This is a genomic window from Nocardioides hwasunensis (assembly GCF_014779665.1).
Lineage (GTDB): Bacteria > Actinomycetota > Actinomycetes > Propionibacteriales > Nocardioidaceae > Nocardioides > Nocardioides hwasunensis.
On record NZ_JACXYY010000003.1, the window covers coordinates 347,460 to 368,900 of the forward strand.

Sequence of the window (21,441 nt, forward strand, 5' to 3'; positions counted from 1 at the left end):
TGTCAGCCGGAGTCACCGGTCAGGCTCGTCGCCGGCAGCCAGTCGGCCCCGAGCAGCTCGGCCACGTCGGCGAGCCCGGTCGTGTCGCCACCCACGGCGTCGGAGGCGGCGGCGATCCGCTCCACCATCACCTTGCCGACCTGCTCCTCGACGGTGCCCTCGGCGTAGGCGATGTGCCACGGGGAGACCTGGTGGTCGCGGTGCGTGCGGCCGGTCACCTGGCGCCCGGCGATCCCCGAGAAGCGGGCCTGGTGGAAGACGCCGACGCGTGGCTCCGTGCTGGCGATGCGGCCGTCGGCGAGGGTCTCGCCGGCGTGCAGGCTGATCGAGGCGACCGTCGTGAAGACGCAGGCCTTCGCCCGACCCGTCTGGAACCGCAGCCGCTCCGTCTCCGGGTCGAACCTGTCGCGACCGTAGATCGTGGCCACCTCGATCCCCGCGTCGCGCAGCCGGTCGGCGATCGGGTCGGCCGCCGTCGCGACGAACTCGACCGAGCACGCCACCTGTCGCTCGGCCTCCACCTGCTGGGCGATCCAGGCGACCGTCGAGTCGACACGGATGAGCCCGGCCTTCTGGCGGAAGCGCAGGAGCGCGGCGCGGCCCTTCGCTGTGTTGCGTCCGCGTCTGGCGAGGTCCATCTCGCGGCAGAACTCACCCCACTCGGCCTCGTACGCCGTCCGCTCGGCCGGCGTGAGCGCCACGGGCATCCCGGAGATCGGCACCGGCCCCCACGGCGCGGCCCGGTGCAGCATGGCCGGGGGCCGCGACTCGTCGAGCCAGCCGCGCACGAGCTCGAGGTCCGCGGCGCGCCGCACCGGGTCGGTGGTCCAGGTCGCGCCGTAGCGTCCCCGCTCCACGCCGACGCCGTTGCGCTCGAGCGCGGTCGCGAAGGTCTCCGCGGGCTGCGCCGCCGAGGTCCACTCCTTGATCGACTCCCCCAGCGCCTGGGCGTACGCCGGCGCGAGATAGGGCAGCTCGAGCGGCGTGTGACCGGGCGTCGCAGTGGTCGCGATGACGAACGGCGCCGCGTCGTGCGGCGTGCCGTGCCCGGAGATGCGTGCCCACAGCTTCCACCGCTTCGTCGTCGTCCGCCGCAGGGCGTGCGCCTCGTCCGCGATGATCACGTCCCACGCGTAGTCGGTGACCTTGTCCAGCCGGTCCCACGTGATCACCACCCACTCCAGGCCGCCGTTGCCCAGAGCCGTGATCGTGCGGCACCAGTGGCCGATCGTGATCGCAGCCGGACGGTCGGCCACGACGAGCACCCGGCGGGCGCCGCGGAGGTCCCCCACCGCCGTCGCGCCCAGGATCGCGGAGATCGTCTTGCCGACCCCGGGCTCGTCGGCGAGGAGGAACTGCCGGCCACCCGCCTCGGCGCGAGCCGCGATCGCGTCGGCCGCTTCGAACTGGATCCGCCGCGGCTCGAGATCGTCCGTGGGCTCCGGGTCGGGCGTCGGGGCGTCGGGGTTGAGGGTGTTCTCGACGAAACGACCGAGCGTGTACGGCCCCGGGGAGTACGGCGCCAGGTGTGCGCGCAGCACGCGCCCGACGTACAGGTGGGTCCGCACGGCAGGGTGCCACGCGGCCCCGTCGACCTGGGTCCCGTACGGCACGTCGAGCACCCACAGCCGCTCACCCGGGCCCGCGGTCGGCAACGGCCGCTGCTGCGTGCCGCGCCGGGACGGGGACGACCCGCGTCGACGAGCTCGGGATCGTCGACGGCTGGCCACCGCTGGACCGTAGCCGAGTCAGGCGCTCGTCCTGGCCCGACGCCCCACCATCGCCGCACGGAAGGCGAAGAAGCGCACCAGGCCCGTGCCCAGGTTGGCCGCGACCAGGACCGCCACCTCCTGCTGGCGCGACGGCTGGTCGACGGCGACGTCGAGCAACCACAGCGACCCGGCCGTCACGACCAGGCTGAACCCCAGCAGGGCGAGCCCGAGCGCCTGGTGCTGCACGGTGCGCTCGGTGCCGCGGACCCTGAAGGTGACGTAGCGGTGCCCGAACGTGCCGGCGATCGTCGACAGGACCAGTGCGAGGGCGTTGGCCGGCTGTGCGCTCAGCTGCTCGCGGAGGACGAGGTAGAGCAGTCCGTAGAGCACGTTGAACGCCCCGCCCACGCAGGCGAAGACGACCAGCTGCAGGAGGGTCGAGCGCCACCGCGTCGTCGATGGCGGGTGCGGCACGGACGGAGCGGAGGTCATGGCCCGCCCAGTCTGGCACCCCGACCGGGGCACGTCGCCGCCTGCTCGTGGGTGATGCTTGCGGTCCGGGCGGGGCGTGCCCGAAGAAGCTCCGGAGGCTTCTCAACCTTTGCCCATGGTCGGCGCTCTTGAGTGGTGATGGAAGAAGAGATGACGTTCGAGGAGTTCATGGCCGCCCGGTGGGCCAGCCTGTACCGCTTCGCCTACGTGCTGGTCGGCGACCACTTCCGGGCCGAGGACCTGTTGCAGGAGGCCATGGCGCGCACGTGCGTGCGGTGGCGCTCGATCCGCGACAAGGGTGCGGCCGAGGCGTACGTGAGGCGGGCCATGGTGCGCCAGGCGTCACGGGCGTGGCGTCGGCGCGACCGCGAGACGCTCGTCGGCCAGCCCCCGGACGTGGTGCAGGTCGGCAACGTCGCCGAGGCCGCCGATCGGCAGGCGGTGTGGGACGAGGTGCGTCGGCTCCCGCCCCGGATGCGGGCGGCCCTGGTCCTGCGCTACCTCGAGGGCATGTCGGAGGCGGAGGCGGCCGAAGCACTCGGCGTCGGCGTCGGCTCCATCAAGAGCCAGACCCATCACGCCCTGAAGCGGCTGCGCGCCGCCATGACCGAAGTGGAGATCGTGCTGTGACCGAACCAATGGTGACCAAGACGCTGCGCGAGGTGCGCGACGCGGTGGAGGTGCCTCGCATCGACCACGTCGACTTCGCCGCCCGGACCCGGCGACTGCGTCGACGGCGCAGGGTCCTGCAGGCGCTGGGGGCGGGGGCGGCGGTCGCCGCGGTCGTGGGCGCTGTGGCCCTGCCCACCGTGCTGCGCGCACCCGACGCCATCGTGGCGACCCCGGTGCCGGAGGGAGGCGTCCCGGTCGTCCTGGACGGGGCGATCCGGTGGGCCCACTCCGACGGCACGGTGACCGACACCGAGCGCTCCGGCGCTCCCGTCGGTGTCCTCGACGGGGAGCTGGTCTCGCTGGACGAGGGGGTGCTGACCGGACCGGGCCTGCGGGCCGAGGACGTGCGCGCGGCGTACGTCGCACCGGACGGTGTGACCTACCAGGACGCCGACGGCACGATCCACCCCTCCGGCGACCGTCCGCCGGTGGCCGCGGAGGGCCGTCTCGTGGCTGCGGGCGACGACACCTACGTCACCCAGCAGACCGGGACCCTGACCTTGCACACCGAAGCCGGGACCTACGGGCTCGACACCGGCAGCGACGGTGCCCGGTCATCTCCCTCTGCGGTGGAGGTGGGTGCAGACGTGGTCATGGTCGCGGCCGGCGGCGTCGTCCACTTCTTCGACGACGAGGGAGCGCGCACGGGCGGGTTCCTGGGCGGCCTCACGGGCGCCCTGTCCCCCGACGGAGGCACGTACGCATACGCACCAGACGAGCAGGAGCGCGCACGCGGCATGCGCCCCGGCCTCGCGTTCTACGACGTCGGGACCGACCGCACGCAACGCGTCCGCCTCGACGGGGCTGCGCTCGACCTCGCCTGGGTGGGCGACCGGCTGGTCGTGCTCACGCAGCGGGGCGACGAGCGGGTCCTCACCCAGTGTCGCGGCACGTCCTGCGGCGAGCTGCTGACGGATGCGACGGGCACGCTCTCACTCCAGTGATCTGACCGCAGGCTCACCAAGACCCCGGGGTAGTCCCCTACGTTCTCGTCGCGACGACGAAGCCCCAGGACGTATGGGACTACCCCGGGCCGAGCGACGGAGGCGGGCCCACCCCGCCCTTCGGGGCAGGCTCGGTGTCGTACGTCGGTGAGAGACTGCAGAGCATGACCGCCCTCGACCGCTTCAGCGCACCCACGCGGGCGTGGTTCGAGGCGTCGTTCGCGGGGCCCACCCCCGCGCAGGAGGGTGCCTGGACCAGCATCGCCGAGGGCAGGCACGCCCTGGTCGTCGCGCCCACCGGCAGCGGCAAGACGCTGAGTGCGTTCCTCCACGCCATCGACCGGCTGACGAGCAGCGAGCGACCCGACGACAAGTCGCGGCGCACCCGCGTCCTCTACATCTCTCCGCTCAAGGCGCTCGGCGTCGACGTCGAGCGCAACCTCCGCGCACCACTCACCGGCATCAAGCACACCGCCGAGCGGCTCGAGACCGCCGTGCCCGACGTGACCGTCGGCCTGCGGTCGGGCGACACCAGCCCGGCCGACCGGCGCAAGCTCGGCACCACTCCGCCCGACATCCTCATCACGACGCCGGAGTCGCTGTTCCTGATGCTCACCAGCCAGGCGCGCGAGACGCTGCGCGGCGTCGACACGGTCATCCTCGACGAGGTGCACGCGGTGGCGGGCACCAAGCGCGGCGCGCACCTCGGCATCAGCCTGGAGCGACTCGACCAGCTCCTCGACAAGCCCGCGCAGCGCATCGGCCTCAGCGCGACCGTGCGCCCGCTCGACGAGGTGGCACGCTTCCTCGGCGGCACCCAGCCGGTCGAGATCGTCGCCCCGCCCAGCACCAAGGAGTGGGACCTCAAGGTCGTCGTGCCCGTCGAGGACATGACGATGCCCGGAGAGTACGACGAGACGTCCGAGGACCCGGGCCGCGCCACCAGCATCTGGCCCCACGTCGAGGAGCACGTCGTCGACCTCGTCGAGCAGCACCGCTCGACGATCGTCTTCGCCAACTCGCGCCGTCTCGCCGAGCGGCTCACCGCCCGCCTCAACGAGATCGCCGCCGAGCGGGCGGAGCGCGCCGAGCAGGATGGTGTCGCGGCGGGTGAGCACCAGCGCGAGAAGGCCGGCAAGGCTCCGGCCCAGGTCATGGCCCAGTCCGGCCAGAGCAGCGGCGCCGACACGATCATCGCCAAGGCCCACCACGGCTCGGTCTCCAAGGAGCAGCGCGCGATCATCGAGGACGACCTCAAGCGTGGCCGCCTCCCCGCCGTGGTCGCCACCAGCAGCCTCGAGCTCGGCATCGACATGGGCTCGGTCGACCTCGTCATCCAGATCGAGTCGCCACCCAGTGTCGCCAGCGCCCTCCAGCGCGTCGGCCGCGCCGGTCACCAGGTGGGCGAGACCAGCCGCGGCGTGCTGTTCCCCAAGCACCGCGGCGACCTCGCGCAGACCGCCGTGTCGGTCGAGCGGATGCGCAGCGGCGCCATCGAGAAGCTGTCCGTGCCCGCCAACCCCCTCGACGTGCTGGCCCAGCAGGTCGTCGCCATGCTCGCCATGGACGAGTGGGACGTCGACGAGATGTACGCCCTCATGGTGCGCGCCGCCTCCTACTCCCAGCTCCCGCGCTCCGCCTTCGACGCGACCCTCGACCTCCTCAGCGGGCGCTACCCGAGCGACGAGTTCGCCGAGCTGCGCCCGCGCATCGTGTGGGACAGAGTCACCGGCAAGCTCAGCGGTCGCCCCGGCGCCCAGCGGCTCGCGGTCACCAGTGGCGGCACCATCCCCGACCGTGGCCTGTTCGGGGTCTTCCTCGTCGGCGAGAAGGCCAGCCGGGTGGGTGAGCTCGACGAGGAGATGGTCTACGAGTCGCGCGTCGGCGACATCTTCGCCCTCGGCGCCACGAGCTGGCGGATCGAGGACATCACCCACGACCGGGTGCTCGTCACGCCCGCGCCCGGCATCCCCGGCCGGCTTCCGTTCTGGAAGGGCGACTCCCTCGGCCGTCCCGCCGAGCTGGGCGCTGCCGTCGGGGCCTTCACCCGCGACCTCGCCTCCCTGTCCCCTGCCAAGGCGACCGCGCAGGTCCGCGAGCGCGGCCTCGACGCCAACGCCGCGACCAACCTCGTCACCTACCTCGGAGAGCAGCGCGAGGCGACCCAGGTCGTGCCCAGCGACACCCAGATCGTCGTCGAGCGGTTCCGCGACGAGCTCGGCGACTGGCGCCTGGTCGTCCACTCCCCCTACGGCACGCCGGTCCACGCACCGTGGGCACTGGCGATCAACGCCCGCCTCCGCGAGCGGTTCGACATCGACGGCCAGGCCGTCGCCTCCGACGACGGCATCGTGATCCGGATCCCCGACACCGACGCCGAGCCGCCCACGGGCGAGGTCATCGTCTTCGAGCCCGAGGAGATCGACCAGCTCGTCACCCAGGAGGTCGGCGGATCCGCGCTCTTCGCCAGCCGCTTCCGCGAGTGTGCCGCGCGGGCGCTCCTCCTCCCGCGGCGCGATCCCGGTCGCCGCAGCCCCCTGTGGCAGCAGCGCCAACGCAGCGCCCAGCTCCTCGAGGTCGCCTCGCAATATCCCGCCTTCCCGATCGTGCTCGAGGCCGTGCGGGAGTGCCTGCAGGACGTCTACGACCTGCCCGCGCTCGTCGCCCTGCTCGGCCGGGTCCAGCGCCGTGAGGTCACGGTCGTCGACGTCGCCACCACCCAGCCCAGCCCCTTCGCGCGGAGCCTGCTCTTCGGCTACGTCGCCCAGTTCGTCTACGAGGGCGACTCCCCCATCGCCGAGCGCCGCGCTGCCGCGCTCTCGCTCGACCAGGGCCTGCTCGCCGAGCTGCTCGGTCGCGCCGAGCTCCGCGAGCTGCTCGACCCGGAGGTGCTCGCAGAGGTCGAGGCCGAGCTGCAGTGGCTCGCCGACGACCGCCGCGCCCGCACCGCCGAGGCCGTCACCGACCTGCTCCGGCTCGTCGGTCCGCTGTCCGCCGACGAGATCCGGGCACGCTCGATCGACGGAGCCGACATCGAGGGCTGGCTCACCTCGCTCGCCGACGTACGCCGGGTGGTGCAGGTGCGGATGGCCGGCGAGGACCGCTGGACGGCCATCGAGGACATCGGCCGACTGCGCGACGGACTCGGCGTGCCGGTCCCCGTCGGCACCCCGGACGCCTTCCTGGAGCTGCCGGAGGACCCGATCGGCGACCTCGTCTCGCGGTTCGCCCGCAGCCACGGCCCCTTCACCACGGCGGAGGTCGCCACCCGCCTCGGCCTGGGCGAGGCCGTCGCCCGCCAGACCCTGCAACGACTCGCCCATCGCGGACGCGTGCTCGACGGCGAGTTCCGCCCGTCCGGCACCGGCAACGAGTGGTGCGACGCCGAGGTCCTGCGCAAGCTCCGACGCCGCTCGCTCGCCCGGCTGCGCCAGGAGATCGAGCCGGTCAGCCAGGACGCGGTGGCGCGCTTCCTCCCGGTCTGGCAGAACGTCGTCGGGCGCGACGCCGCCGGGCAGGCTCGCGCCGGCAACCTGCGCGGTGTCGACGGCGTGGTCGCCGCGATCGACCAGCTGGCCGGCTGCCCGGTCCCGGCCAGCGCGCTCGAGCCGCTCGTGCTGGCCGCGCGCGTGCGCGACTACGAGCCGTCGATGCTCGACGAGCTCACGGCGTCTGGCGAGGTCATCTGGGCGGGTCACTCCCCACTGCCCGGCAGCGACGGCTGGGTCAGCCTCCACCTCGCCGACCAGGCGCACCTGACCCTGCCCGAGGTCGAGACCGGTCCCGGCGGGGAGGGCGAGCCGGAGGGCCTCCAGCGCGCCGTCCTCGACGCCCTCGACCCCGGTGGCGCGTGGTTCTTCCGGCAGCTCGCCGACCGGATCGGCTCCACCAGTGACGCCGAGCTCAGCGCCGCCCTGTGGGAGCTGGTCTGGAAGGGCCTGGTCACCAACGACACCCTCACCCCGCTGCGCGCGCTGGTCCGCAGCGGCACCCCGTCGCACCGGAGCCGACGTGCGCCGCCGCGGATGGGCAGCACGACCCGCGGCCGGATGCGGGGCGGACGGATGCCGGCGCGCACCGGACCTCCGGAGACGGCGGGCCGCTGGGCGCTCCTGCCCGAGCGCGACGACGACCCGACCCGCCGCGCGCACGCTCGCGCCGAGCACCTGCTCGAGCGACACGGTGTGGTGACCCGCGGCGCTGTGATGAGCGAACGCGTCGTAGGTGGCTTCGCCGGTGTCTACAAGGTGCTCAGCGCCTTCGAGGACACCGGCCGCTGCCGCCGCGGCTACTTCATCGAGGGCCTCGGCGCGGCGCAGTTCGGCAGCGCCGGCGCGATCGACCGGCTCCGCACCTTCGCCGAGGCCGAGAGCCAGAAGTCCGGCGCGAAGCCCACCGTCGTCGCCCTCGCCGCCACCGATCCGGCCAACGTCTTCGGGGCCGCCCTCCCCTGGCCCGAGCCCCTGGATCCCGACCGGGTGGGCCACCGACCGGGTCGGAAGGCCGGGGCGCTGGTCGTCGTCGTCGACGGCGAGCTCACCGTCTACGTCGAGCGCGGCGGCCGCACGCTGCTCACCTGGAGCGAGGACCCCGACGTGCTCACACCGGCGATGTCGGCTCTCGCCGACGCCGCCCAGCGCGGCGCGCTCGGCCGGCTCACCGTCGAGAAGGTCGACGGGCAGGCGCTCATCGGCAACGGAGGCGAGACCCCCATCCGACTGGCCCTCACAGCCGCCGGGTTCATCGCGACCCCGAAGGGACTGAGGCTCCGTGCCTGAAGGAGACACCGTCTGGCGTGCGGCGGCCAAGCTCGATCGCGCCCTGACCGGGCACCGCCTCACCCTCACCGACTTCCGGGTGCCCGCGTTCGCCACGGTCGACCTCTCCGACGGCACGGTGATCCGCACCCTCGCGCGGGGCAAGCACATCCTGACCCGCATCGACCACCAGCGGGCCTGGTCGCTCCACACCCACCTGAAGATGGAGGGCTCGTGGCACGTCTACCCCGAGGGTGAGCGGTGGCGCCGACCCGAGGACCAGGCGCGGATCGTCCTCGGGATCGAGGGACGCAAGGCGGTCGGCTTCCAGCTCGGCATCGTCGAGCTCGTGCCGCGAGAGGCCGAGGCCGACCTCGTCGCCCATCTCGGTCCCGACCTGCTCGGGCCCGACTGGGACGAGGAACGGGCCGTGGCCAACCTGCGCTCCGAGCCGGCCCGTCCGGTCGCGCAGGCCCTGCTCGACCAGCGCAACCTGGCCGGCATCGGCAACATGTACATGGCCGAGCTCTGCTTCACCATGGGCGTCAACCCCGCCAACGCCGTGTCCACCGTCGACCAGCTGCCCCGGCTCGTGCGACGCGGCCAGCAGATGCTCGAGGTCAACAAGGAGCGAGCGATCCAGTCGACGACCGGCGACCTGCGCGAGCGGGAACGCATGTGGGTCTATCGCCGCGACAAGTCACCCTGCCGACGCTGCCGCACGCCGATCGCCGTGACCATGCTCGGCGAGCCCGGCCGCGAGCGCGCGACCTACTGGTGTCCCAGCTGTCAACCGGAGCAATAGCGCTCGACGGGCGGCGTCAGGCCGCCGAGGCGACCACGTCGCCGGCCGGACGCGCCGGGGCGATGGTGGCGCGGGCCACGATGCCGATGGCGGCCTCCTCGAGCGCCACCGCGTCGGCGACATCACGGAGCACGTCGGAGAGCGGCAGGTCCATCGCCTGGCACAGCGACGCGAGGAGCTCGGACGAGGCCTCCTTCTGTCCACGCTCGATCTCGGAGATGTAGCCCAGGCTCACCCGGGCCTCGGCCGAGAGCTCACGCAGCGTCATGCCGCGCTGCATGCGAGCGCCGCGCAGCACCTCGCCGAGCAGCCGTCGGAAGAGCACCATGCGCGAGTCCTTCTCTCTCGGGGGAGGTCGCCTGGCCCAACGCTACCTGAGCGACCTTTCTTCCCGCCGGTCAACCGGTGGGACGGGACGCCAGCATCGCACCGAGCGCCGACAGCGCCGCCGCGCAGGTGCCGCGGCGGATGCCGACCCGGTCGCCGTCGAGCGCGAGCAACCGGGTCTCGACGAGTCCCGGACCCGCGACCGCGATCCAGACCGTCCCGACCGGATGACCCTCCTGCTCGTCCGGTCCGGCGACCCCGGTGGTGGCCAGCCCCCAGGTCGCGTCCAGGCGCTCACGGACCCCGCACGCCATCGCGGCGGCGCACTGCTCGGACACCACCCCGTGCTGCTCGACCACCGAGGTGGGCACGCCGAGAGCCGAGACCTTGACCCTCGTCGCGTACGACACCACCCCGCCCACGAAGCTGCGGGAGGCGCCGGGCACGTCGGTCAGCGTCGCCGCGAGGAGTCCTCCCGTGAGCGACTCCGCGGTCGCCACGCTCTCCCCGCGTCCGGCGAGCTCCTCGAGCACCCGCGCCGCGACTCCCTCCGACGTCGTGCCTGCCGACCACATGTCCGGGACACTAGCGCCATGGCTCTCCCCATCGAGGACTACGCACTCATCGGCGACCGCGGCACGGCGGCCCTGGTCGGCAAGGACGGATCGATCGACTGGCTCTGCCTGCCGCGCTTCGACTCCCCCGCCTGCTTCGCCGCGCTGCTGGGCACCGAGGACCACGGCCGATGGCTCCTGGCACCGGCCGACGAGGTGGTGGAGACCAGCCGCCGCTACGTCGACGGCACGGCGCTCCTCGAGACGACCTTCACCACCGCCGGGGGCGAGCTCGTGCTGCTCGACGTGATGCCGACCGGTGACAACCGCGCCGACGTCGTACGCCGCCTGACGTGCACCCGTGGCACCGTGACCGTCCGGCACGACTGGGTGGTGCGCACCGACTACGGCAAGGTCCGTCCCTGGGTGACCCGGCAACGCGCCCACGGCAACGATGTCGTCGTGGCCGTCGCCGGTCCCGACAAGTTCGTCCTGCGAGGCCCGCGGCTGCCCCATGGCCACGACGGGCACCACGACGACGAGTTCGAGATGAGCGCGGGCGACGAGATGACGTTCTCGACCACGTGGATCCACTCGTGGCACGACGTGCCGGAGCCGCTCGGCTTCGACGAGCGGATCCGCACGACCACCCAGCAGCAGCGGGAGTGGTCCGGCCGCTCGCCCGACGACGTGCCGCACGCCGACGTCGTACGCCGCAGCCTGCTGACGCTCCTGCTGATGACCCACGACGACACCGGTGGCATCGTCGCGGCGCCGACCACCTCCCTGCCCGAGGACTTCGGCGGCGAGCGCAACTGGGACTACCGCTTCTGCTGGCTGCGCGACGCCGCACTCACCCTCGAGTCGCTCCTCGGCGCGGGCTACGAGGAGGAGGCGCTGGAGTGGCGGCGCTGGCTGCTGCGCGCCGTGGCCGGTGACCCGGCCGACCTGCAGATCATGTACACCGTGGACGGCGGCCGAGAGCTGCCCGAGCGCGAGCTCGACCACCTGCCCGGCTACGCCGACAGCCGGCCGGTGCGCATCGGCAACGGTGCCGTCTCCCAGCGGCAGAACGACGTGCTCGGCGAGGTGATGGTCGCGCTCGAGCTGGCGCGCAACGCCGGCCTGGACGAGACGAGGAACTCGTGGGCGCTCCAGCGCGCTCTCGTCGACGAGCTCGCCGACCACTGGGACGAGGCGGACAACGGCCTGTGGGAGATCCGCGGGCCGCAGCGCCACTTCACCCACTCGCGGGTGATGGTGTGGGTCGCCTTCGACCGCGCCGTCCGGGCGGCGGAGGACCACGGTCTGCCCGGCTCGGTCGAGAGGTGGCGCGAGCTGCGCGACCGGGTGCGCGAGGAGATCCTCGAGAAGGGGTTCGACGCCGAGCGTGGGACGTTCACCCAGCACTACGACACCCGCGAGGTGGACGCGTCCTTGCTGACCATCCCCCTCGTGGGATTCCTTCCGGGCGACGACCCACGGGTGCTGGGCACCATCGACGCGGTCTGCGCGGACCTGATGCGTGATGGACTGCTGCTGCGCTACCGCACCCAGACCGGTGTCGACGGCCTGGCCGGCGACGAGCACCCGTTCCTCGCGTGCTCGTTCTGGCTGGTCTCCGCGTTGGCCCACGCCGGCCGACGAGACGACGCCGAGGTCCTGATGGACCGGCTGTGCGGGCTGACCAACGACGTCGGCCTGCTCGCCGAGGAGTACGACACCGAGCGCGGGCGGATGGCCGGGAACTTCCCTCAGGCCTTCAGCCACCTCGCTCTCGTGCAGGCGGCCCTCGCCCTGCGCTAGCAGGACGAGGGCCGCACTGGAGTGTGCTCAGGTGACGCTGGTCAGCGCTTGCGGACCTTGATCTTCACCACGGCCTGCTTGCCGCGGACCTTCTGGCTGCCGGCGTACTTCACGACGACGCGCTTCGTGCCGGTCTTGGCGAAGCGGTCGAGGCGGACGATCGCCTTGCCCTTCTTCAGCTTGGCGGTGTACTTCTTGCCGCCGACCTTGACGATCACCTTGCCGTTGACGGCCTTGATGCCGAGGGCGCTCGCCTTGATCTTCACGCGCGCGCGGGTCTTGCCCTTGACGATGCGGCCGGGATTCACCCGGGCCTTGACCTCGGGCTTGGCCTTGCGAACGTCGACGGGGATGGAGAACGACGTGCCGGTCGAGGGACCGGTGAAGGTCAGCATCTGCTTGCCCTTGCGGACCTTGCCCGTGAGCTTGACCGAGACCGCGCTCGTGCCGGACTCGTCGTTCTGCACGGCCGAGATGGTGTTGTCGACCTTGGCCGATGCCCTCCCGGCGTCGCCCAGCTTCACGGCGAGCGTGGGGTCCTTGGCGTCTGCGGGGGTGCTCATCGCCAGCGAGGACAGGTTCAGCTTGATCTCGCCCCCGAGGCGGTAGAAGCGCGGTGCGTCAGCCGGCAGCGAGACTCCCACCTGGCGCTGGTCGCCCTTGACCTTGAGCGGCGTCGTCGCAGCGAAGGTCGCCATGTAGTCGACCATGGCCTGCAGGTCGACCTTGCCCGTGTCGCGCTTGGCGGTCCCGGCGTTGAACCCGCGGAAGTTGTCACCACCCGTGGCGAGGAACGAGTTCACGGTGACCGAGTAGGCCGTGGCGGGGTCGATGGCCTTGCCGTTGAGCCACATGCCGGTGACCCGGCTGCCCTCCGGCTTGGTCGGGTCGTAGGTGGAGAAGAAGCCCTCGGACACGCCGAGACGCAGGAACGCACGGCTCGGGACGGCGCCGCCGGCGTCGCGCTGCCACTGCTGCTCCAGCACGGTCTTGATCTGCGCGCCGGTGAGCTTCATGTTGACGAGCGTGTTGGCGAAGGGCTGGACCACGGCCGCCTGCTTGTAGCTCAGCGTGCCGTTGGTGCCGGCCATGTCGGTGCGCAGGCCGCCCGGGTTCATGAAGGCGATCTGTGCAGCACCCGCCTCGGGCGTGCTGGTGGCCCAGCGCTGGACCTCGGCGACCAGGTTGCCGAGCGTCGACTCGCCACCGCGGTTCTCGGTGGTGCCATCGGCCAGCTTGGCGCGGTTGAACGCACCGCCGAGCTTGCCGAGCTCACGAGCACCGAGGACGTCGGCCTTGGCGACGGCCGCGTCGACGATGGTCTTGACCTCCGCCTTCTTGTCGATCGCACTCTGGGCGGTCAGTGCCACCGAGTTGGCCGAGACGATCGCCTGCGAGGCCACCGACACGGACGGGACCGAGGTGTCGACGGTGAACTTGAGGACGTTGAAGTTCGTGCCGTACTGGCCGGAGGAGACCACCGGCACACCATCGACGGTGCAGTTGTAGGCCAGGTGGGTGTGACCGGAGATGATCGCGTTGACGTTGGTGCCGACGCCCTTGACGATCTTGCCGAAGGCGCTGTCGTCGGAGACGCCGGAGCAGTTGTTGGTGGACGAGCCCTCGTGCACCAGCATCACGACGACGTCGGCGCCGGCGGCCTTGAGCGCGGCGGCCCCCGTCTTCACCTCGTCGACGATGGAGGTCACCTTGACGTCGGCGATGCCGGACGGCGACACCAGCGACGGGAGGTCCTCGGTGACGGCGCCGACGAAGCCGACGTCGACGCCGTCCACCGTCGTCATCCACGTGCCACCGTCGGACGTGCCCGGCGACGCGGCGACGTCGGGGAGCGCGTAGGTGTTGTCGGACTTCTTGCGGACGTTGGCCGCGAGGTACTGCCACTCCGCGCCACCGGCAGGGTTGGTGCTGGCGTCGTAGGGCTTCATGATCCGGTTGACGAGGTCGCCGTAGCCGGCGTCGAACTCGTGGTTGCCGGCGGCCGAGACGTCGAGGCCCATCGCGTTCATGGCGTCGAGGGTCGGCTTGTCCTGCTGGATGAAGGACTCGAAGGTCGAGGCGCCGACGAGGTCACCCGCGGCGGCGAAGACGGTGCCCCCCACCGTCGGGTCGGCGCGGTACTGCTCGATGGCGCCGGCGAACTGGGCCGCTCCCGCGGGCGTCGTGCCGGTGGTGCCCTCCGACACCAGACGACCGTGGAAGTCGTTGGTGCCGAGGATCTGGATGGTGGTGGGCGCCGCGTGGGCGGGCGTGGCCGTCGCGATGACGGCGAGCGGGGCTGCGAGCAGCCCCGTCAGGGAGGTCGCGAGAGCGATTCTGCGACCGGTTCGGGTTGCTGACACGAGGTGGCCTTTCGGTTGAGTACGTGAAGGTTGAGTACGTGAGAGTCGGGTCACCCTAACCCGCGGGTTCTGCGGGTCGTGCGCTTCGCAGAGACCTGCGAGCGGGCCGGATGAGGGGGTGCGAGCCCGGCCACCGGTCCTTCGGCGACCGGGCTCGCGACGCTCCGGGCGTCAGCGACGCTTGACCCTGATGGTCATGCGCGTGGCCGTCGACTTGGTGTGCGAGTCGCCGAGATAGACGACCCTGATGCGGTACTTGCCCGGGCGGTCGAAGCGGTCGAGCCGGATGGTGGCCGACCCGTCGCCGAGCTTGGCCCGATAGGTCTTCCGGCCGATCCTCACCTCGACCCCGCCGGTCGGCCGAACACCGTCAGCCTCGACGGAGACCTTGACCCGGGCCCGGGTGCGGCCAGCCCACACCTGTGCTGGACGCACCTTGGCGGACAGGTCGGCGTGCGTCTTGCGGACGCGAACCGACACCGTGCCGACGGACGCTCGATGCCGGGTGTCGCCGGTGTAGGTCAGCGCCAGCGTGTGGTTGCCCACGGGGAGCGCCCCCGCGGGCACGGCGATCCGGCCGGTTCCCGAGACGAGGGTGGTGCTCCCCAGGACCTTCGATCCTCGGGTCAGGGCCACCACTCCGGTCGCGTCGGAAGGCGACACTCGCACCTCGACCGATCCGGCGCTGCCGAAGCGGATCTTCTCAGCCGAGCCGCCGACCGTGGAGTCGACCGTCGAACCCGGCGGGTCGACCGGCGGGTCGACGGGCGGGTCGACGGGGGCGAGCTGAGTGTTGATGCCGATGATCTCCGGGTTGTGATCGGAGGAGCGGAACGGACCATCGGTGTAGAGGTTCGTCACGTTCGAGTTGAACCGGCCGTATTCGTAGAAGACCGGCTCCCCGGCGTTGATGTCCCAGATGTCCACCTTGTCGACCGTGGCGTACGCCGCTGCGTTCGCGAGCACGTGGTCGAGCGAGCCGACCATGCCGTCGAACGAGTAGGTCTCCTCCTCGGGGTCGCTGGTCGACTCCAGGTTGGTGTACCCAGCTGCGTTGAGGACCTGGATCGGGTCCTCCTTGGTGTACGAGTTGAAGTCACCGGTGAGGAAGACCCGGGTGGTGTTGCGGTCGGTCTTGAACTGCTCGGCGAAGGCGACCAGCGCGTTGGCCTGGGCGATCCGGTCCGGGTTGGCGTTGCCCTGACCCGTGCCGTCGTTCACGCCGGAACCTTTGGACTTGAAGTGGTTCACGATCACCGCGAACGCGCTCGCGTCGGGGGTGCCGACCTGCTTGAAGGCCTGTGCCAGCGGCTCGCGCGCGTTGCCGAAAGCCGCGTTGCCGACCAGGATCTTCGAGGTGCCGACCAGCTCGACCTTCGCCGGCTTGTAGATGAACCCGGTGCGGATCACGTCCTCGGCCGCCAGCGGCGGGAGGTCGCCCCCCGTCGGGGACGGCGCGAAGGCCCACGTGCCGGCGTTGCCGACGTTGAGCGAGTCGACCAGCTGGGTGATGGCGAAGTCGCGGTCCTTGCCGAACTTGGCCGAGTTCTCCAGCTCCTCGAGCGACACGATGTCGGCACCGGACGTGGTGATGGCGGCGACGATCTTGTCCCGCTGACGCTTCAGGTTCGCGTCGTTGGCAGCACCTCGCGGACCGTTGCCACTGCTGGTGGCAGGGGTGCCGCACTGGTTGGTCGTGATCCGGTTGCCGGCACGGTCGGTGTACCAGGTGCAGGAACCGCCACCCGCGACGTACTCCTCACCAGTGGTCGGGAAGAAGTTGAGCACGTTGAACGTCGCCAGCTTGATGTCACCACCGACGTCCTGGGGAGCAAGATTCGCTCCGCGGGTCTGGGAGATCTGCGGCTGGGCCTGTGAGGGAGCTCCGATCACGCGGGTGGTCGGGAGCAGGCGCCACGTGCTGAAGCCCTCGGTGAAGACCACGGGCTCCGGGAAGGTGACCGCGGCACCGATGCGCACGGTGTGGTTCGCGGTCAGCCACGGGTAGGCCTGTCCGGTGTTCGCGGCGGTGGCGTAGTTGAGGCTGGAGCCGTCGTCGAGGACGATCCGACGTGCGTTGTTGTAGGCCGTGCGCTCGCTGATCCTCACGGCCTCGGTCTGAGCGTCGTACAGCTCGGTCGGCGCGACCAGGGGCCTGCTGCTCTCGGCAGCCAGGCCGATCTCGCCGAACATGCCCGACGAGGGGTTGTTGCCTGGCCAGAAGGGGCTGCCGTCGTAGCTGTCGGTCACGGTGAAGGGAGCGGTCGGCTTGACCAGCTCCCCCTCCATCGCCTCGCGCTCCGCGGTCAGGTCCTCCAGCGACTTGCACGAGCTGCCGGGCAGTGCGCACGTGGTGCCGGGGATCGTGGTCTTGGCGATGACGGTGCCGAGGGCAGCGACGCCGGTCACACCGGCGTCCGACGCCGCGATCTGGGTGGCGCCACCGAACTCCGTGGCCTGACCGACCACCTGCACCGAATCACCGATCGCGGGGTACGTCGTGAAGCCGGTGGTGCCGCCGTAGACGAAGATCGCGTCCGAGGCGTTCGCAGTGTCCGGACCGGGGGTCTGCATGTAGAAGCCGTTCAGGCCACCGGTCGGGTAGGCCGCGGTCACGACACCCTGGGTCTTGACCTGCTGGCCGGCGAACGGAGTCGTCGCGCCGGTGCCTTGGATCTCGGCGATCGAGATCAGCTGGGCGGCCGCGGTGATGGTGAAGGTGAAGGTGACATCCTCCGACGCAGCGGGCGAGGCCGAGTCGGTGACCGTCGCAGTGACGCTGTAGGTGCCCGCCGTGGTCGGGGTACCGGAGACGGCGCCGTTCGCCGCGACGGTGACGCCCGGGGGCAGACCGGTCGCCGTCCAGGCATACGGCGTCGTACCGCCGGTGGCGGTCAGCGTGAAGCCGGCGACCGGCGCGTCGACCTGACCGGCCTTGTCGCCGGACGCATCTGCGGTCAGTGGTCCAGCGGTCGTGGTCGTCTGAGGGCTTGGAGCCGTCGCGGCCGCGAAGTCGCCCGCATTCGAGTCGGTGTCCTGGACCACCCCGGCGCTCGCCTTGCGGGAGATCGACGTGGCGTTGGCGGTCGCAGGTGCGACGTTGCGCGTTGCCGGCGCGACAGGAGTGCCTTCGTAGCTGGTGGTGGAAGTTCCCCAGCCAACGAAGTCGACCACGTTGGCGTGGGAGATCGTGCCGGTGCCGGGATCCAGCGGAGCCGTTCCGTTGACGAGGTAGATCTGCCCGCCCGTGCCGGCCAGATTGAGGTCGGTTCCCGTTGTCTGAGCATCAGGCGTCACCGGCAAGGGCTTGTCGGTGACTGACGTACCGGCGGCGGCCTGCACGAGGAAGTAGCCACCCGGCTGGATCGTCTTGTTCGGCAGGGCGAAGACGTTCGACGTTCCGGGCGCACCAGTCCCCCCCGCCGAGCGGTACTGAAGGCTCAGTCCGGCGACCGACAGCGGAGTCGAGCTCGGGTTGTGGAGCTCGATGAAGTCGTTGGTGTAGACCGCGCCGCTATTGCCGCCTCCCCCGTAGACCTCGTTGATGACCAGTCCGGTGCCGGCTGGATTGGCCTGTGCTGCAAAGGGGGTGAGTCCAGCTGTGAGAAGAGCCAGACCCGCTCCGGCCGCGATACGACGCGACGACAAGAGCGCAAGTGAGCGCATATTTACTCCGGGATTCGGGGGGTGCAGGTGATGTGCACCGCATCTTGACCCACGTCGCCGACATTTGGGGATCCACCCGGCCCAGTTGTTCTGAGACTGTTGCCAAAAGTTCGGGTGCCATTTCGTCGCGATGTGACGCAGGCCTCAGACCTTTTCTGAGCGTCGCTGCCTGGCGACGTCCCGGAAGAACTCGTAGCCCGACCAGAGGGTCATCGCGACGGCCGCGGCGAGCATCGCCTGGGCCAGGTAGAACAGCACCTCGCCGGTGGGGCCGGGCCAGAAGTCGAAGGCTCCACCGTGGGCATCGCCGTGCGGCAGCGGCCAGATCAGGCCCGCGAGCGCGAAAGCCTGCAGGACAGTCTTGATCTTGCCGCTCTGCGCCGCAGCGATGACGACGTCCTTCAGGATCGAGAGTCGCAGGAGGGTCACGCTCCACTCGCGCAGCAGCACGAGGATCGTCACCCACCACCAGACGTCGCCCACGATCGAGAGGCCGATGAAGGCCATTCCGGTGATCGCCTTGTCGGCGATCGGGTCGGCGATCTTGCCGAAGTCCGTGATCAGGTCGTGCTTGCGGGCCAGGTCGCCGTCGATCTTGTCGGTGATCATGGCGACCGCGAACAGGCCGAAGGCGATCCATCTCCACAGCGGGTCGTTGCCGTCGTCGACGAGCAGGGCCCAGCCGAAGAACGGCACCATCACGATGCGCAGCGTGGTGAGCACGTTGGCGATGTTGAAGTTCGACACCTGCCGCTGCTCGGTGGTCATGCGCCGGCTCCACTCGCTCGTGCGACCAGGTCCACCCCGTCGGTCGCGGTGACGGTCGCCGTCACCAGGTCGCCGACCTGCGCGTCCGCTGCGCCGACGAGGGTCGTCGTACCGTCCACCTCCGGGCCCTGGTGGGCGGCGCGACCGTCGACGACGAGCCCGTAGTCAGCCTCCTCCAGGGTCTCGACCAGCACCACGACCTCCTCGCCGATGCGCTCCTCGGCCCGCTGGGCGTTGAGCTCCTCGACGAGGGCGGTGACGTGCTCGGTGCGGGCGCGGATCTCGTCGTCGTCGAGCTTGAGGTCGTCGGCGAAGCCCGCCGCCTCGGTGCCGTCCTCGTCGGAGTAGCCGAAGACGCCGGTGACGTCCATCCGGGCGGCCTCGAGGAAGTCGCACAGGGTCTGCAGCTCCTCATCGGTCTCCCCGGGGAACCCGACGATCACGTTGGACCGTACGCCAGCCAGTGGGGCCAGCGAACGCACCTGCTCGAGCAGGCCGAGGAAGCTCTCGGGATCGCCGAAGCGACGCATCCGACGCAGCACCGAGGCGCTCGCGTGCTGGAAGGAGAGGTCGAAGTAGGGCACCACGCCGGGGGTCGAGGCGATCGCCTCGATGAGTCCGGGGCGCGTCTCGGCGGGCTGGAGGTAGGACACCCGCACCCGCTCGATGCCGTCGATGCCGGAGAGCTCGGGCAGGAGCGTCTCGAGCAGTCGCAGGTCGCCCAGGTCCTTGCCGTAGGACGTCGAGTTCTCGCTGACGAGGAAGAGCTCCTTGACGCCCTGCTCGGCGAGCCAGCGTGCCTCGCCGACGACGTCGCTCGGGCGGCGGCTGACGAAGGAGCCGCGGAAGCTCGGGATCGCGCAGAAGGAGCAGCGCCGGTCGCAGCCGCTGGCGAGCTTGAGCGGCGCCATCGGGCCGGCGTCGAGCCGACGTCGTACGGCGCGGGGGCCCGTCGCGGGGGCACCTGCGCCGATCTCCGCGGTGTCTGCCTGCACCTCGTGCCCGGGCACCGAGATCGTGGACGCGTCGCGGTCGACCGGGGAGATCGGGAGCAGCCGGCGGCGGTCGGAGGGCGTGTGCGGGTGGTGCACCTCGCCGGACACGATGGCGCGGAGCTTGGCCGCGATGTCGGGATAGTCGTCGAAGCCGAGGACTGCGTCGGCCTCGGGCAGCGACTCGGCGAGGTCCTTGCCGTACCTCTCGGCCAGGCAGCCGACGGCCACCACGGCCTGCGCCTTCCCACCGTGGCCGGCCGACGCCTTGAGGTCGGCAGCCTCGAGCAGGGTGTCGACCGAGTCCTTCTTGGCGGCCTCGACGAAGCCGCAGGTGTTCACCACGACGGTGTCCGCGTCCTCGGCATCGTCGACGAGCACGAACCCACCGGCCTCCAGACGTCCGGCCAGCTCCTCGGAGTCGACCTCGTTGCGCGCACAGCCGAGGGTCACGACAGCGACCTGCAGGGGCGCGGCAGGCTGGGGTGAGGCGGGCAGGGACTCGTGCTCAGTGGTGGTCATCGCACCCGTGAGTATGCCGGTTCGGGCGTCCCTCACCCCATTCCGCTCCCCCTCGGCCCGTCCACGCGCGCTAGCGTCGCGCGAGTGCTGCACACCCACGAGATCTCCGTCACCGACGACGTCGTGCGCAAGACGTACGTCTCGTGGGCCCAGGATGAGCCCGGTCGCGAGTGGCAGGCGCTCGTGCACCTCGACCGACATGCGCCGGGACTGGCACCGAGGCCGATCGCACGTCTCGAGGTCGACGATCGCCCGGTGATCGACATGGCCCTGGTCGCTGGGCTGCCCCTCACAGAGGCGCTGTCGCGGGAGCAGACCTCGGCGCTCGCCGGTGCGTTCCTCCGGCTCTTCGCCGTCCCCGTCCCCGCCGACCTGCGCCTGCGCGCCCATGACCCGACGAGCTTCCGGGAGCGCTTCCGGTGGTGGCTGGAGGCAGACCACGACTGGGACGCCTGCCAGGACCCTGACGGCGTGCGCCACGCGGTCGACGCCGCCCGGAGATGGCTGGTGCGGCACCCGCCGACGCCGGACTGGATCGACGACCCCGTGATCGCGCTCGGGGACGGCAACCTCGACAACGTGCTGTGGGACGGCCGCGCCTGCCGGCTCGTCGACTGGGAGGAGTACGGCGTCTCGGACCTGTCCTACGAGGTCGCCGACGTCCTCGAGCACGCCTCGTCGCGCCTGGAGCGCAGGTTGGACTCATCCGCCCTGCTGGCAGAGCTCGCGCTCACGGCCGACCAGCGGGAGCGGGTCGAGCACCACCGGCGGACGTTCGCGTGCTTCTGGCTCGCGATGCTGCTGCCCGGCAGACCCGGGTGGCACCGGAACCCTCCGGGGTCGACGGAGGACCAGGCGAGCCGGGTGCTGGAGCTGGTCGGCTGAGGCGGACGCATCGCGGCCGCCACACGTGTCCGCGATGTTGCCCCTCGGACCGGCGTCGCGTGGCCACGCGACGGACACGTGTCCGCGAAGTCGCCCCGACAGGACGTGCGCGCGCATCCGACGGACACATGTCCGAGAACTTGCCCCTCGACGCCACGACGGAAGGCAACTTCTCG

The 21,441-nt window shown here is 71.3% G+C and carries 14 protein-coding genes; 6 read left to right on the forward strand and 8 right to left on the reverse strand.

What is annotated here, in order from left to right; genetic code table 11:
* Positions 1-2: 2 nt before the first annotated feature.
* The gene (locus tag IEZ25_RS08755) at positions 3-1,655 is read right to left on the reverse strand and encodes a DEAD/DEAH box helicase (protein ID WP_224748678.1); all 1,653 of its coding nucleotides are present in this window, start codon (positions 1,653-1,655) and stop codon (positions 3-5) included.
* Between the two features lie 93 nt (positions 1,656-1,748).
* A complete protein-coding gene (locus IEZ25_RS08760; RefSeq protein WP_191199012.1) occupies positions 1,749-2,204 on the reverse strand; it encodes a GtrA family protein in 456 nt (151 codons plus the stop codon).
* A 150-nt stretch (positions 2,205-2,354) separates the two neighbouring features.
* Between IEZ25_RS08760 and IEZ25_RS08765 the strand changes: the two genes are divergently transcribed.
* The 4 genes from IEZ25_RS08765 to IEZ25_RS08780 all read left to right on the forward strand — a co-directional run bounded on the left by IEZ25_RS08765 (position 2,355) and on the right by IEZ25_RS08780 (position 9,382).
* Positions 2,355-2,834 carry a SigE family RNA polymerase sigma factor gene (locus tag IEZ25_RS08765; RefSeq protein WP_224748679.1) on the forward strand — a complete coding sequence of 160 codons (480 nt, stop codon included), beginning with the start codon at positions 2,355-2,357 and terminating at the stop codon, positions 2,832-2,834.
* The gene (locus tag IEZ25_RS08770) at positions 2,831-3,820 is read left to right on the forward strand and encodes a hypothetical protein (RefSeq protein ID WP_191199014.1); all 990 of its coding nucleotides are present in this window, start codon (positions 2,831-2,833) and stop codon (positions 3,818-3,820) included. The genes IEZ25_RS08765 and IEZ25_RS08770 overlap by 4 nt, the downstream gene beginning before the upstream one ends.
* A 164-nt stretch (positions 3,821-3,984) precedes the next feature.
* A complete protein-coding gene (locus IEZ25_RS08775) occupies positions 3,985-8,598 on the forward strand; it encodes an ATP-dependent helicase (protein WP_191199015.1) in 4,614 nt (1,537 codons plus the stop codon).
* Positions 8,591-9,382 (forward strand): Fpg/Nei family DNA glycosylase, encoded by a 792-nt coding sequence (locus tag IEZ25_RS08780; protein WP_191199016.1) that lies wholly within the window; start codon positions 8,591-8,593, stop codon positions 9,380-9,382. Before IEZ25_RS08775 ends, IEZ25_RS08780 begins: the two co-directional genes overlap by 8 nt.
* 16 nt (positions 9,383-9,398) lie before the next feature.
* On the opposite strand, the gene IEZ25_RS08785 is transcribed toward IEZ25_RS08780, so the two are convergent.
* Both IEZ25_RS08785 and IEZ25_RS08790 read right to left on the reverse strand, forming a co-directional pair.
* The gene (locus tag IEZ25_RS08785; RefSeq protein ID WP_191199017.1) at positions 9,399-9,710 is read right to left on the reverse strand and encodes a helix-turn-helix domain-containing protein; all 312 of its coding nucleotides are present in this window, start codon (positions 9,708-9,710) and stop codon (positions 9,399-9,401) included.
* 70 nt (positions 9,711-9,780) lie between these two features.
* A complete protein-coding gene (locus IEZ25_RS08790) occupies positions 9,781-10,284 on the reverse strand; it encodes a CinA family protein (protein ID WP_191199018.1) in 504 nt (167 codons plus the stop codon).
* An 18-nt stretch (positions 10,285-10,302) separates the two neighbouring features.
* On the opposite strand from IEZ25_RS08790, the gene IEZ25_RS08795 reads away from it, so the two are divergent.
* Entirely contained in the window at positions 10,303-12,069 is a 1,767-nt protein-coding gene (locus tag IEZ25_RS08795) for a glycoside hydrolase family 15 protein (protein WP_191199019.1), read from the forward strand.
* A 41-nt stretch (positions 12,070-12,110) separates the two neighbouring features.
* Here the strand turns inward: IEZ25_RS08795 and IEZ25_RS08800 are convergent, their stop codons facing one another.
* The 4 genes from IEZ25_RS08800 to rimO form a co-directional block, all read right to left on the reverse strand.
* Positions 12,111-14,432, reverse strand: a complete 2,322-nt coding sequence (locus IEZ25_RS08800; RefSeq protein WP_191199020.1) for a bifunctional metallophosphatase/5'-nucleotidase — start codon at positions 14,430-14,432, stop codon at positions 12,111-12,113.
* Positions 14,433-14,603: 171 nt separating this feature from the next.
* On the reverse strand, positions 14,604-18,080 hold the full coding sequence (locus tag IEZ25_RS08805; protein WP_191199021.1) for an ExeM/NucH family extracellular endonuclease: 3,477 nt from the start codon (positions 18,078-18,080) through the stop codon (positions 14,604-14,606).
* 162 nt (positions 18,081-18,242) lie between these two features.
* On the reverse strand, positions 18,243-18,866 hold the full coding sequence (gene pgsA / locus IEZ25_RS08810; protein WP_191199022.1) for a CDP-diacylglycerol--glycerol-3-phosphate 3-phosphatidyltransferase: 624 nt from the start codon (positions 18,864-18,866) through the stop codon (positions 18,243-18,245).
* Positions 18,863-20,326: a 30S ribosomal protein S12 methylthiotransferase RimO gene (gene rimO / locus IEZ25_RS08815; protein ID WP_224748775.1), complete on the reverse strand. Its 1,464-nt coding sequence runs from the start codon at positions 20,324-20,326 to the stop codon at positions 18,863-18,865. The genes pgsA and rimO overlap by 4 nt, the downstream gene beginning before the upstream one ends.
* 138 nt (positions 20,327-20,464) lie before the next feature.
* Here rimO and IEZ25_RS08820 point away from each other — a divergent pair, with 138 nt between their 5' ends.
* Positions 20,465-21,265, forward strand: coding sequence for a phosphotransferase family protein (locus tag IEZ25_RS08820; protein WP_191199024.1), 801 nt, complete (start codon positions 20,465-20,467; stop codon positions 21,263-21,265).
* Positions 21,266-21,441: the final 176 nt, after the last annotated feature.

Bases quoted from the DNA above. Each gene is read 5' to 3' on its own strand.
- IEZ25_RS08790 (WP_191199018.1), bottom strand. From the start codon at position 10,284: ATGTGGTCGGCAGGCACGACGTCGGAGGGAGTCGCGGCGCGGGTGCTC.
- IEZ25_RS08785 (WP_191199017.1), bottom strand. From the start codon at position 9,710: ATGGTGCTCTTCCGACGGCTGCTCGGCGAGGTGCTGCGCGGCGCTCGC.
- IEZ25_RS08760 (WP_191199012.1), bottom strand. From the start codon at position 2,204: ATGACCTCCGCTCCGTCCGTGCCGCACCCGCCATCGACGACGCGGTGG.
- pgsA (WP_191199022.1), bottom strand. From the start codon at position 18,866: ATGACCACCGAGCAGCGGCAGGTGTCGAACTTCAACATCGCCAACGTG.
- IEZ25_RS08795 (WP_191199019.1), top strand. From the start codon at position 10,303: ATGGCTCTCCCCATCGAGGACTACGCACTCATCGGCGACCGCGGCACG.
- IEZ25_RS08765 (WP_224748679.1), top strand. From the start codon at position 2,355: ATGACGTTCGAGGAGTTCATGGCCGCCCGGTGGGCCAGCCTGTACCGC.
- IEZ25_RS08775 (WP_191199015.1), top strand. From the start codon at position 3,985: ATGACCGCCCTCGACCGCTTCAGCGCACCCACGCGGGCGTGGTTCGAG.